This window comes from Pontibacter virosus (genome assembly GCF_003096355.1).
Lineage (GTDB): Bacteria > Bacteroidota > Bacteroidia > Cytophagales > Hymenobacteraceae > Pontibacter > Pontibacter virosus.
This window is the reverse complement of record NZ_QEKI01000004.1, coordinates 208,137-220,179: the sequence shown is the minus strand read 5'-3', so window position 1 is coordinate 220,179 and position 12,043 is coordinate 208,137. Positions and strand designations below refer to the sequence as shown.

Below are 12,043 nucleotides of genomic sequence, written 5' to 3'. Positions count from 1 at the left end.
TCGGTTAGTGCTTTGCGGCGGGGGCTGCTTACTTAATAGCCCTCCCTATCAAAGGCGTGTACTCTTACGTCGTTGGTGGTTTTGTCGACGGTTTCAGGTCCAAACTCGATCTCGTTGCCCCGCTTCGTGTCATACACAATGGTTTTGCGACGCCAGCTTTTCACGTTTGAGCTATCCTTGATCTCGTCTTCCCCGCGGCCACCCACAATCACGATGCGTATACCTTTGTTCACTTCACCGCTTACTTCAAACTCATCGTCATCAGCCAGGCCGTGCAGTGTAATCTGACTGGTTTCGCTGCGCTTGAACACCCGGTGGTATACCTGCTTGTCATCAGATTTTCGAATGACCTTGACAGCTGTCTCCTCGTCGTTCAGGCGTTCTACTTCAAACCGGTCTTCCTTGTCAGTCCCGATTACCAGTGGCTTCTTAGCCAGATGCAGGTAAAACTCCTGTGCGGCCTGGGGCAGCAAGTCGCGGCGGCTTTTCAGAATGCCGATCGTCTGCTCACCCAACAGGTCGTATACCTTGGGGGGAAACTGGCGGATAGCCCGCTCAATAACATCATCTGTCAGGGCTGTTTGTAATTCGGTTGCGATCTGCTGGTAGTCCTCGGCGGTTAGCTCTGTCAGGGCGCGGCTGTCGATGAAGCTGGCGTTCATCATCAGGGCATACACATCCTTATATTTGGGGCCGAAGGTCTCGAACTTTCTGATGGCCCACTTGCGGCTGAAGAGCCATGTAATGATTCCGTCATCAAACTTAAAAAAAGCGTTATCGCGGTCTTTGGGGATAGCCCGGTAGTATTTGTTATCGCCATCGTCGTACACGGCCCATTCCCACTGACCTTCGTGTCGGTCCCAGTCATTGATGAACAGATCAAAGAGGCGGGCGCGGGCAAACTCGCGCTGGTCTATAAAGTGGTCATCATCCCCAAAACGCTCTTTGAGCATCTTCTTGGAACCGGCGATGTCGGTTGCGTTGCCGAGCATAGGGGTGATGGTACGGTCATCGTTGTATTTCTCCTCGATCATGAACACGCGGTCTTGAAACTTATCGTTGTGCTCTCCGAAGGTGGTGTCAGAAGGCAGCACGTAGACCAGCTCCGGTTTTGAGTGCGGTATACCTGCCGCTTCCGCCATGGTGGGCAGCACAAAAGCAGCATAGGGGTTAATGGCTGAGGTCTGGTCGCGGAGCACATCTGCCACAAAAGTGTTACGCCAGAATTTAGGCAAAATGCCGGCCGGGTCTTTGTCCAGAGAGCGGAGTGCATAGGTAAAGCCGTTATCATCGATCAAAGTAAGACTAGTGGTCTGCATTCCTCCTCCGAGCTTCTCGACAGACAAGCCACCCTTGGCCGTTTTCATGTCGAACACACTGACTGTAACTGGTGTGGCCCATACCTCGCGGTAGTGTTTGCCCCAGAATAGATGGTGGAATCCGGTACGTTTGTAATGCTGGCCAGCCATGACGGTTACGCTGTCTACCTCAGCAGGTGAGGCGGTTTTCAGCTGCTGATAGCGCGCTTGGTCAACGACAGGTGTTTTGGCGAAAAAATTCCTCCGGGCACAGCCTGAGGAAAAAAGGAGGATGCACGCGAGTGACAAAACGTGCAGGTAGTAGCTTTTCATGCAAAGTGGGTTATCAATTTTATCTGCCTATCTAACGTAAATGAGCGCTAATGTTTACAGACAAGCCGCCGAATGGGATTTATTTTCGTTGTGAGGGCCTTTGCGCAGCACAAAGTGCGGGCAAGTTACACTAAAGCAGGAACTAGAGGTTAGCCTAACCGGTATACCTGGAAGAGGAGATGAAACACTTAATATCGACTAACTTTAAAGCAGCAAGGGGCAGCCGCATCGTGCGGCTGCCCCTTGCTGCTTACAGGTCTACCCGGTGTTCTATTTTTTCACGAACTCCACCCGCCTGTTGTTTGATTTCGCCTCGGCCGTAGCGTTCTTGTCGATTGGCTTGGACTCGCCCCAACCTTTGGCCTCTAGCCGTTCAGCTGCTATACCTTGTCCGATCAGGTAGGTCCTAACTGACTCTGCACGCTGCTGGCTGAGTTTCATGTTTGCATTGTCGTCTCCGTCGCTATCGGTGTGGCCTTCTACGCTGAACTTGAGAGTGGGCTGCTCTTCCATGAGTTTGGCAATACTAGTGAGCGTACCTGCCGATTCGGGACGTATATCAGCCTTGTTCACATCGAACTTAATGCCGTAGGTAACGATCTTGCCATCTGCGGCCATCTGGTCATACAGCTTTTTGCCCCCTTCTGCAATTAGCACGTTCTTCACCATCGTGTTCGCATCAATGCGCTTGTCTACTTCTATGCGAAGGCCGGTGGGCGTACCCGTTACATTCGGAATGTTGATCAGGCGCTCTTCGTCCAGATATACCTTCATGCTGCGCTTGTTAAATGCGATGGACAGGTGGCGCCACTGGTTATTCACCCCCTTCTCTTTCAGTTCTTCTGACTCGGAGCCATAGGTCTTAAACCTAATTCTGTTTGCCCGCACGTCTATCGGATCCCAAAAGTGCCCATGTGTTGCTTCTTTGTAGGTCTTTTGATCATCTACCAAATAAATCTCATAGGCCACGTTGGGGTTGTCGCTGTCAAAGTAAAGGTCCATCTCGATGGTGAATGTTTCGGGGAGCCAGTTTTCCCGCTTCATGAGGGGTTTAATGCTCGTACCCGTCGAAACCAGGTTGATGACAGGCTCACCCCCAAAATCAGCTACCTCGGCATTTCCCTTGTTCAGATCCCAGCGCGATGGGAACTCGCCGTTTTCCTCTCCGGCTAGATTGTCTGCAAAGAGCACTTTGTCGCCCGGCACGAAATCGTACTTGCTCCAGGCTTTCATTTTTACTTCCTCCGATCCCGACCCACTTGCTTTGGCGCTACTGCGCTTGCTGTCACTTTTGTCAGCAGCGGGTTCCTTTTTGCCTTCCAGCGTTTCATCGATTGATTTGTCAACCTGCTGGTCTACTTTCTGGTTAATCTTATTGTTGATTTTATTTTTGAGGTTCTTACCCACGTTGATTTGTGCTGCAGCTGGTGTAAACAAAAGGAAAACCAGTGCAATCAGTCCGGTGAAAAAAGCATGTGTTCTCATAATACAACAGGTATAGTACTAAGAGAAAGGTATGATTTATAATTACATTTTAAATATGTATAGTTATATAATTGGTGAAAAATATTATTTTATGGGTAAATGAGAAGTAACAGTGGGTGAAAAACGATCAACATCAGACAAGGCTGCATCAGGTTTGCTCATTTTCGTTCTTAGTGGGCTCTTGCAGCACTGTGTCTTTATTCGTTTTAAAATACGCAGGTGTCAGTTACACCCTTATATCCAGTGCAATTTCTACCTATAGGAGCCAGGTGAGGGAGTGAATGCCTATACCTGAGACCATTACCGGACGCCAGCCTTAAGGCCAAGGCGACCCGAAAACAGCAATTTCTGCAGCATAAAGTGTAAGTGTGGTCTGTCAGTTTAGAGCGTACAGTTGCTTACAGCGGGTGAGCCTGATTTCTTTGCCGTTTTCTCCTGTAGGCGTTAAGTCCGATCAGCAGCATAAGCCCGAGTAAGATAAATGGCCAGATGTTGGTGATAAACACAAAAAGCCAGATCAGGTTATTCCACCCGTTTCGGAAGCCGTCTTTAAACTCTGTGGAAAACTCTGTATAAACGGGGGTGTTTTCATAAAATGTCATCGTCAGGATAGAAAGGGACACCTGGCTCTCCAGGTACTTTAGCCGCCCCTCTATCGACTCGATGTCGGCGCGCAGGGCAGCCAGCTGCTTTTCAATTTCCAGGACCTCTGTAACTGTGGTTGCCTGCTTGAGTAGTTGCAGAAACCTGCCTTCGAGCTCCTTTTTGGTCTTGAGTCGGGCCTGTATGTCAAGGAATTCTTCTGTGACATCCTTCACATTTATTTCCCTAGCATCAAACTTCTTTACGCCGTTAGTAGCCTCATGCAGCAAGTTGTCAAAGTGATCGGAAGGCACTCTGATGACAAGGGTGTTGCTGGTCCTTCCCGGAGATTTATACTCTTCGTCAGAAGAAACATAGCCTTTGTATTTTCTGACAGCTGCAAAAACTGTCTGGCGCGTTGCCTCGATCTGATTGGTCTCGTACTCTACCCTTCCTTCTTTGATCAGCTTGCGCTGCAGTTCCATTGCTGCCGCTTCCGGTGGTGGAGCCAGCATCATTGACTCGGCGACTTCGTAATCAGCCCCTTCATTTTGTGACTGGCATCCGGAAATGGAAAATAGCAGCGCGATTGCTACCATCCCGGCAATGGCTGACGGGAATAATTTTTTGTGGCCTTTTACAGATTTGTGAAGGTGACTGAAGGCAGGATACAAAGCAGTAGCATGGAAAAACTGTCGGTGCATGGCGATGTTTTTAAGGTGTATCTTACTGGCAGCTTATAGATGCCAATAGGCCTTAAATTCCACACAACTTGCAAATAAAATACTGCGGGTATCGTGTTTTGAGTATCGGAAAGAATATCTGGAAAGTATAGAGGCAACGGTTGAGTGGCTTATTCGACCCTTACCATAAAAATGTGCTTCTGATCAATTTCACGCTCCGTAGTGCCTGCAGGGCTTTCGCTCCTCGAGATAGGTGGGATGCTGAGGTATACATCTTTATTCGCGTCTGCGACATTGAACTTGTAAGTTAGAGTCGATACTGGGAAGTCGGCTGGTTGATTGGTGCAACTTACCACTCTGTTGAAATTAGACCGTTGGTCCAGGTTCAGTTTATAGATACCCCTTTGCTTTAAGACTATTCCTATTTCGAAGCGTTGCGGGCTGGTGCATCCATACGAGATAGACAGACTTGCGCCATCATCACCGGGTCGACGGGTTACCTTGTCCAAGTCTTTATCGGAAGTTATAAAATCGCAATGACCGCCCGGGGGGCGGAACGGGGCGTAGAAGGTACCTTCCAGATAAACTTTGAAACTGAGTGCTACCGAATCAGCGGGGATGTCCTGGTTTGTAAGCACATCAAAAAGCCGCTTATCATCATTCTGGAATTTTACCCAAATAGTGTCACCCAACTTGTAGCTCTTTTTCGCAGGCAGGATATCCACCTTTTCCTCAAAGTTGTACTTGAACTCTTCCAGCGGATACTCATCATCGCATTGCAACGCCATGAGCAGCATTGCTACAAGCAGAAAAGCAATGGAAGTCTTGATCTGATTCATCATAAGGAGGGCAACTAGTTTGTGTAATAACGGCTCAACTGTTAAAAGCTATACCCTGCCGACGCGCCAAAGTTTTGGGCTAAGAAGCCGGTGCTGCTCAAAACGGGAGTCCAGTTGAGCCGGAACATGAACCCATTGTCCAATGGCTGAAAGCGGTAGCCCAGGTTTAGGTAACCGCTGGTATCCCAGCCATTTTCGTGGACTATTTTTGGTTTTGTAGGGCTGTAGAGATCAGTTCTGGCATAATGCGGCGTGGTACCTATACCTGCTTCGAACGCACTTTTATTTTTTCCGATCAGGTAGTTAAGTCCTACCGGGAAGCCGATCACACCATTTGCTTTGTTGGCTGCATCGGCGTTTGATGTACCTGTAAATATGCCCCCAACGCCCATACGAAAGCCAAGGCCATGCTGTAGTCCCTTTTTGAACCGCATGTCATAGTTTACAGAACCCTGCAACCCTTGCCCGAAACCTTCCACAAAGATGGACTTCTTATAGCTTACCGGAAACGTTGTCTGAGCATTTGCCAAGAAAGAGAGGCCAGTCAGCAGGAGTAAAAGAAGTAGACTTTTCATGAATCTTGATCCAGGTTAGGTATGGTTAAGGTATCCAATAGTAAGGGTAGCCAACATATTTCAGGTATAGGTCAACTGCTTTGCTGTGATGAAGATAACTTAATCATAGCACTTTACAAGTTCCCTAAAACAAAAAGCCCCGACCAGGTATACCGGTCGGGGCTTTCTTATCTAGAGCAGGCTATACCTACGCTACTTCTTCTTTCTTGCCCATGCGGTTACGCTCGTTCTCGTCGAGGTAAATCTTACGCATACGCAGGCTCTTTGGCGTCACTTCCAGGTACTCGTCCTTTTGGATGTATTCCATGGCTTCTTCCAGCGAGAAGTTCTTAGCCGGAGCGATCTTGGTGTTGTCATCAGAACCGGAAGCACGCATGTTCGTCAGCTTCTTGCCCTTCTGAATGTTCACCGTGATATCGTTCTGGCGGTTGTGCTCACCAATTACCTGACCCATGTACACATCTACACCCGGATCAACGAAGAATACACCTCTGTCCTGAAGCTTGTCAATAGAGTAAGCTGTGCCAGGGCCTGTTTCCATCGAAATGATAGAACCGTTGTTACGGCCAGGTATAGCGCCTTTGTACGGCTCATATGCCATGAAACGGTGGTTCATGATGGCCTCACCAGCAGTGGCAGTCAACACGTTGTTACGCAGACCGATCAGGCCGCGCGCCGGAATGTTGAACTCCAGGTGCTGCAGGTCGCCTTTCGGCTCCATGATCGTCAGTTCGCCTTTGCGCATCGATACCAGCTCGATTACTTTACCAGCTGTTTCTTCCGGAACGTCTACTACCAGATGCTCAATTGGCTCGTGACGTATGCCGTCAATTTCTTTATAGATAACCTGTGGCTGACCTACCTGCAGTTCGTAGCCTTCACGACGCATCGTTTCGATCAGTACTGACAAGTGAAGGATACCGCGGCCGAATACCAGGAAGGTATCTTCACGATCGGTTTCCTGTACGCGCAGGGCAAGGTTTTTCTCAGTTTCTTTGAACAAACGGTCACGCAGGTGGCGTGAAGTCACGAACTTACCCTCTTTGCCGAAGAAAGGAGAGTTGTTGATCGTGAAGAGCATGTTCATGGTTGGCTCGTCAATCGAGATACGTGGCAGTGCCTCCGGATTTTCAGCATCAGCAATGGTGTCGCCAATGTCGAAGCCTTCTATACCTGTCACAGCGCAGATTTCGCCGGCAGATACTTCCTGCACTGATTTTCTGCCAAGGCCTTCAAATACCTGTAGTTCTTTGATACGGCCCTTCTTGATAGAACCGTCAGCTTTCATCAAATTGATTGGCATACCTTCCTTCAGGGTACCGCGGTGCACACGACCGATGGCGATACGACCTACGAAAGAAGAGTAGTCAAGCGAAGTGATCTGCATTTGCGGCGTACCTTCACGGTAAGGCGCGGCAGGAATCACATCAATGATGGCATCAAGAAGCGGAGTGATGTCGGTTGTTGGCTGCGTCCAGTCGGTGCTCATCCAGCCCTGCTTAGAAGAACCGTAAAGCGTGGTGAAGTCCAGCTGGTCTTCGGTTGCCTCTAGATTGAACATCAGGTCGAACACCTGCTCGTGCACTTCGTCAGGACGGCAGTTTTCTTTGTCTACTTTGTTTACTACTACGATTGGCTTCAGGCCCAGCTGAATAGCTTTGCCCAATACGAAACGGGTTTGTGGCATGGCACCTTCAAAGGCATCTACCAGAAGAAGTACACCATCGGCCATTTTCAGAACGCGCTCTACCTCACCACCGAAGTCGGCGTGACCAGGCGTGTCGATTACGTTGATTTTAAAGCCTTTGTAACGAACTGATACGTTCTTGGAAACGATCGTTATACCGCGCTCGCGCTCCAGGTCATTGTTGTCCAGAATTAGGTCGTCAAAGTGCTGGTGGTCAGCGAATAGCTTTGATGCGTGGATGATCTTGTCCACGAGCGTCGTCTTGCCGTGGTCTACGTGTGCGATAATCGCGATATTTCGAATATTTTGCATTGAATAGATTTTTCGAGGTGCAAAGGTATGTAAAAGCCTTCGTATTTTTAGTAGTCCGCTCGAAATAAACAGGTTAGGTAATTATTAAATCTTCTCTCTCAGCACAATGGCTTAGGTTAAGGAGCAAACATTATGCAGCCAGCCTTTGTTCAATGAGGTATAAAATAATCAAAAGGGGCCTGTTTTTTGCTCTTGAATTCCGTAAACAACTGTATGAAAATGTTTTATGTCTATACCTTGCTGTTGCTCCTGAGCTTACCCGCCTGCGGACCACAGGACCAGCCTACCACCGACTCAGAAGGTGTTATCCTCGCCTCAACTGATGCGGAAGCTGCCCAAAATGGCGGCGCCAAAAAAACAAAGCAGACCTACGAGGTTAATAAAACCGAGGCCGAGTGGAAAAGAATATTAACGCCGGAGCAGTACTATGTGCTCCGCGAGAAGGGAACCGAGCCTGCTTTCAGTGGCAAGTATAACGACCATAATGAGAAGGGCATCTATACCTGCGCTGCTTGTAAAAACGAGCTCTTTACCTCTGACACCAAATTTGACTCCGGTACCGGTTGGCCCAGTTACTTTAAGCCGATCTCTGCCAAAAATGTGAGAGAACTGACTGACCGCAGCATGAGTATGGTGCGTACTGAAGTCGTGTGCGGCAAATGTGGCGGGCACCTGGGGCACGTATTCGACGACGGACCAAAGCCAACTGGTCTGCGCTACTGCCTTAACTCGACGGCACTTGGCTTCAAGAAAGGTAATTAAATTGTTGAATTGTTGATGGTTAAATTGTTGGGTGCACGATTTACCCAACCCTGCTCCGATGAGAGGAATTCAGTGCGTGACTTAGACAGGTATAGCGGTGCATGATAGACGGTGCATTATTCGGACAGGTCGCGACCTGTCCCTACAAAACCCTTTTCAACAATTTAACCATCAGCAATTTAACTATCCAACAATCACTTAAATTTCAACTCTAAACTCCCATACGCCGTACTTTCTATCCAACACTAACGAGAAAACAAACATGACTGAATTACATTCTGAAGCGGAGAACATAGAAAATCTGGCGCAGACTATTATGGCGGCTTTTAAGGCGGGAAATATACAAGCGGGCGAGGTGCTGTCTTATCAGGAACTGTACCCATACCTGCAGGAGCGCTATCCGAAGTACAAAGACGTGCAGAAGGAAGCAGAGCATCACCTGGCAAAATTAGCCTGGGTAACACCTGCTCCGGAGGGACTCATGCTCACACAAGTGGGGCAGAGTAGCTTAGCTGATATAAATGAATAAACGCATTCTTTTATACTTTTTCATCCGTATACATAGTATAGAGTGCTTTAGCTAAGTTCTTTATTTTACTATTTTAAGATGAAACGAGATGAAAAGGTATATAGACTGGATAGGAGGGATTGCGCTGCTCGGGCTAATGGGCTGCACCTCACTCTCGGAAGGAGGCGGAGGGACATTGCCCCCTAATCCTAATCATTCGCAGCGTGTCAGGTATAATAATGGCGATCCGGTACGTGATCAGATGTATGAGCAGGCGAGCGACATAAACCGCAAGCGCAATATTGAAGAGTATAACCGCAATGCGCCTGTCAATCTGCCGCCTGAAGTGCGCCCGCAGCAATTGCCCAATGCCCCGGTGGATTCTACACGCCACCGCATCCTGCGCATACTTCCCACCAAACCGCCAGTTGGAAACAACTAAGGTATAAGCAAGAAGCGCTGCCCATCCAGGCAGCGCTTCTTGCTTATTTTTTCTTTTTGTTTTTACCCTTGTCAGTGTCTTTTTCCCGCAGATCGCTCACGTCCTCAATCTCAATCTCCTCGTCGCCGATATGTAGTTCATCCGGTTCCAGATCCACGTAAACTTCGTGATCGGGTGGGGTGTTCTCCGATTCGCGGTCGGCACTTTTGGGAGCAGGCTTGCCGCTCACTTTCTTTTTGTCGCTGTCTTTCCCCAAGTGGCCGCTATCGCGCTTCTTCTCGTGGAAATTATCCTGGTTCTTCATATACTTTGGGTGATTAGGTGGTTTACCGTTTACGGAAAAGTAAAAGACTAGTCAGTTTATACCTGCCATTTTTTTGGAATGGGTAGCATGTGCCCTGTCAATCCGACCGGTATTTGTATATTTGCGTTTTTACGAGAACTATGGCTGAAAACTATAAACGATATACTGTAACGGCAGCCCTGCCTTACGCCAACGGTCCGGTGCACATCGGTCACCTGGCTGGCGTATACCTGCCTGCCGACATTTATGTGCGCTACCTGCGCTCACAGGGCAGAGATGTAAAATTCATCTGCGGCTCCGACGAGCACGGTGTGCCGATCACGATCCGCGCCAAGAAAGAAGGCATCACACCGCAGCAGGCCGTGGACAAGTACCATGAGCTGATCAAAAAGTCGTTCGAGGACTTCAATGTGTCCTTCGACATCTACTCCCGTACTTCTTCCCAAACACACCACGAAACGGCTTCTGACTTTTTCCTGAAGCTTTACAACGACGGTAAGTTCATAGAGCAGACCACACAGCAATACTATGATGAGAAGGCACAGCAATTCCTCGCTGACCGCTACATTGTGGGTACTTGCCCGAAGTGCGGCAACGAGAACGCCTACGGCGACCAATGTGAGAGCTGCGGTACTTCGCTCAACGCCACCGACCTGATCAACCCGAAAAGCACGCTGAGCGGCGCTGTACCCGTGATGCGTGAAACCAAGCACTGGTACCTGCCGCTGAACGAGTATGAGGCCTGGCTGCGTGAGTGGATCGTGGAAGGCCACAAAGGCGACTGGAAGCCGAACGTATACGGGCAGTGCAAAAGCTGGATTGACCAGGGCCTGCAGCCCCGTGCCGTTACCCGCGACCTCGACTGGGGCGTGCCGGTGCCGGTAGCAGGCGCTGAAGGCAAAGTGCTTTACGTTTGGTTCGACGCCCCGATCGGCTACATCTCCGCCACCAAGGATCTCACGCCCGACTGGGAAACCTACTGGAAAGACCCAGAATCCAAGCTGGTGCACTTCATCGGCAAGGATAACATTGTATTCCATTGTATCATCTTCCCTAGCATGCTCAAGGCGCACGGCGATTACGTGCTACCCGATAACGTGCCAGCCAACGAATTCCTCAACCTCGAAGGCGACAAGATCTCCACCTCCCGCAACTGGGCGGTGTGGCTGCACGAGTACCTCGAGGAATTCCCGGGCAAAGGCGACGTGCTGCGCTATACCTTGTGCGCGAACGCACCGGAAAGCAAGGACAACGATTTCACGTGGAAAGACTACCAGGCTCGCAACAACAACGAACTGCTAGCCATTCTGGGCAACTTTATTAACCGTGCTGTGGTGCTTACCCAAAAGTACTACAAAGGCGAGGTGCCGGCCCGCGGCGAGCTGCAGGACTATGATAAGGAGGTACTGGGTGTACTGGAAGGTATGCCGATGGTCATCGCCACCTACATCGAGCGCTACCGCTTCCGCGATGCCCTGAGCGAACTGATGAACCTGGCCCGTTTGGGTAATAAATATCTGGCAGACACCGAGCCCTGGAAGCTGATCAAGACGGATGAGGAGCGCGTGAAAACCATCATGAACATTGCGCTGCAGATCTCAGCCAGCCTGAGCATTCTGATGGAGCCATTCCTGCCGACATCGGCCCAGAAACTGGGCAGTATGCTCAATAAGCCAGTAGGAACTTGGGCAGAAGCAGGCTCAGCTGATTTACTGCCAGTGGGCCATGTCATCGGTACGCCAGAGCTGATGTTTGAGAAGGTGGAAGACGCTGCCGTAGAGGCGCAGGTGCAGAAACTCCTCGACACCAAGAAAGCTAACGAAGTGGCTAATGCGGTGGTAGAGCCAGCTAAGGAGAACATCTCTTTTGAGGACTTTAGCAAAATGGATATCCGCATCGGTACGATCATAGAAGCCGAGAAAGTGGCCAAGACCAAGAAGCTCCTGAAGCTGAAGATCGACACAGGTATAGACCAGCGCACGGTGGTGAGTGGCATCGCCGAGTTCTTCAACCCGGAGGAGATCATCGGGCAGCAGGTGAGCATCCTGGTGAACCTGGCCCCGCGCGAGATCAAAGGCATCACCAGCCAGGGCATGATCCTGATGGCGGAGAATGCCGACGGTTCGCTGGCTTTTGTGCAGCCAAGCAAAGAAGTGAAAAACGGGGGTACTGTAAGCTAAACTATACCTGCCAAGCTAGTAGAAAAGCCCTTGCCTGTTTCGAAAGGCAAGGG

The 12,043-nt window shown here is 49.7% G+C and carries 11 protein-coding genes; 4 read left to right on the top strand and 7 right to left on the bottom strand.

Features of this window, described 5'->3' with window-relative positions:
• Positions 1-32: 32 nt before the first annotated feature.
• The 6 genes from C8E01_RS08045 to typA all read right to left on the bottom strand — a co-directional run bounded on the left by C8E01_RS08045 (position 33) and on the right by typA (position 7,794).
• A complete protein-coding gene (locus C8E01_RS08045; protein ID WP_116542849.1) occupies positions 33-1,631 on the bottom strand; it encodes a hypothetical protein in 1,599 nt (532 codons plus the stop codon).
• 270 nt (positions 1,632-1,901) lie between these two features.
• Positions 1,902-3,116 (bottom strand): OmpA family protein, encoded by a 1,215-nt coding sequence (locus tag C8E01_RS08040; protein ID WP_116542848.1) that lies wholly within the window; start codon positions 3,114-3,116, stop codon positions 1,902-1,904.
• Between the two features lie 398 nt (positions 3,117-3,514).
• Positions 3,515-4,402, bottom strand: coding sequence for a DUF4349 domain-containing protein (locus tag C8E01_RS08035; protein WP_116542847.1), 888 nt, complete (start codon positions 4,400-4,402; stop codon positions 3,515-3,517).
• Between the two features lie 149 nt (positions 4,403-4,551).
• Positions 4,552-5,223 carry a hypothetical protein gene (locus C8E01_RS08030; RefSeq protein ID WP_116542846.1) on the bottom strand — a complete coding sequence of 224 codons (672 nt, stop codon included), beginning with the start codon at positions 5,221-5,223 and terminating at the stop codon, positions 4,552-4,554.
• 38 nt (positions 5,224-5,261) lie between these two features.
• Positions 5,262-5,795 carry a hypothetical protein gene (locus C8E01_RS08025; RefSeq protein WP_116542845.1) on the bottom strand — a complete coding sequence of 178 codons (534 nt, stop codon included), beginning with the start codon at positions 5,793-5,795 and terminating at the stop codon, positions 5,262-5,264.
• 187 nt (positions 5,796-5,982) lie between these two features.
• Positions 5,983-7,794 (bottom strand): translational GTPase TypA, encoded by a 1,812-nt coding sequence (gene typA, locus C8E01_RS08020; protein WP_116542844.1) that lies wholly within the window; start codon positions 7,792-7,794, stop codon positions 5,983-5,985.
• A gap of 213 nt (positions 7,795-8,007) precedes the next feature.
• On the opposite strand from typA, the gene msrB reads away from it, so the two are divergent.
• From msrB to C8E01_RS21450, 3 genes are all read left to right on the top strand, one after another.
• The gene (gene msrB, locus C8E01_RS08015; protein ID WP_207774878.1) at positions 8,008-8,556 is read left to right on the top strand and encodes a peptide-methionine (R)-S-oxide reductase MsrB; all 549 of its coding nucleotides are present in this window, start codon (positions 8,008-8,010) and stop codon (positions 8,554-8,556) included.
• Positions 8,557-8,818: 262 nt separating this feature from the next.
• Positions 8,819-9,085 carry a hypothetical protein gene (locus C8E01_RS08010; protein WP_243409477.1) on the top strand — a complete coding sequence of 89 codons (267 nt, stop codon included), beginning with the start codon at positions 8,819-8,821 and terminating at the stop codon, positions 9,083-9,085.
• Positions 9,086-9,173: 88 nt separating this feature from the next.
• A complete protein-coding gene (locus C8E01_RS21450; RefSeq protein ID WP_133242745.1) occupies positions 9,174-9,506 on the top strand; it encodes a hypothetical protein in 333 nt (110 codons plus the stop codon).
• 43 nt (positions 9,507-9,549) lie between these two features.
• Here C8E01_RS21450 and C8E01_RS08000 read toward each other — a convergent pair whose 3' ends face one another.
• A complete protein-coding gene (locus C8E01_RS08000; RefSeq protein WP_116542842.1) occupies positions 9,550-9,810 on the bottom strand; it encodes a hypothetical protein in 261 nt (86 codons plus the stop codon).
• A 140-nt stretch (positions 9,811-9,950) separates the two neighbouring features.
• Here C8E01_RS08000 and metG point away from each other — a divergent pair, with 140 nt between their 5' ends.
• Positions 9,951-11,990, top strand: a complete 2,040-nt coding sequence (gene metG, locus C8E01_RS07995) for a methionine--tRNA ligase (RefSeq protein WP_116542841.1) — start codon at positions 9,951-9,953, stop codon at positions 11,988-11,990.
• Positions 11,991-12,043: the final 53 nt, after the last annotated feature.

Bases quoted from the DNA above. Each gene is read 5' to 3' on its own strand.
- C8E01_RS08045 (WP_116542849.1), bottom strand. From the start codon at position 1,631: ATGAAAAGCTACTACCTGCACGTTTTGTCACTCGCGTGCATCCTCCTT.
- C8E01_RS08040 (WP_116542848.1), bottom strand. From the start codon at position 3,116: ATGAGAACACATGCTTTTTTCACCGGACTGATTGCACTGGTTTTCCTT.
- C8E01_RS08035 (WP_116542847.1), bottom strand. From the start codon at position 4,402: ATGCACCGACAGTTTTTCCATGCTACTGCTTTGTATCCTGCCTTCAGT.
- C8E01_RS08030 (WP_116542846.1), bottom strand. From the start codon at position 5,223: ATGATGAATCAGATCAAGACTTCCATTGCTTTTCTGCTTGTAGCAATG.
- C8E01_RS08025 (WP_116542845.1), bottom strand. From the start codon at position 5,795: ATGAAAAGTCTACTTCTTTTACTCCTGCTGACTGGCCTCTCTTTCTTG.
- typA (WP_116542844.1), bottom strand. From the start codon at position 7,794: ATGCAAAATATTCGAAATATCGCGATTATCGCACACGTAGACCACGGC.
- msrB (WP_207774878.1), top strand. From the start codon at position 8,008: ATGAAAATGTTTTATGTCTATACCTTGCTGTTGCTCCTGAGCTTACCC.
- C8E01_RS08010 (WP_243409477.1), top strand. From the start codon at position 8,819: ATGACTGAATTACATTCTGAAGCGGAGAACATAGAAAATCTGGCGCAG.
- C8E01_RS21450 (WP_133242745.1), top strand. From the start codon at position 9,174: ATGAAAAGGTATATAGACTGGATAGGAGGGATTGCGCTGCTCGGGCTA.
- C8E01_RS08000 (WP_116542842.1), bottom strand. From the start codon at position 9,810: ATGAAGAACCAGGATAATTTCCACGAGAAGAAGCGCGATAGCGGCCAC.
- metG (WP_116542841.1), top strand. From the start codon at position 9,951: ATGGCTGAAAACTATAAACGATATACTGTAACGGCAGCCCTGCCTTAC.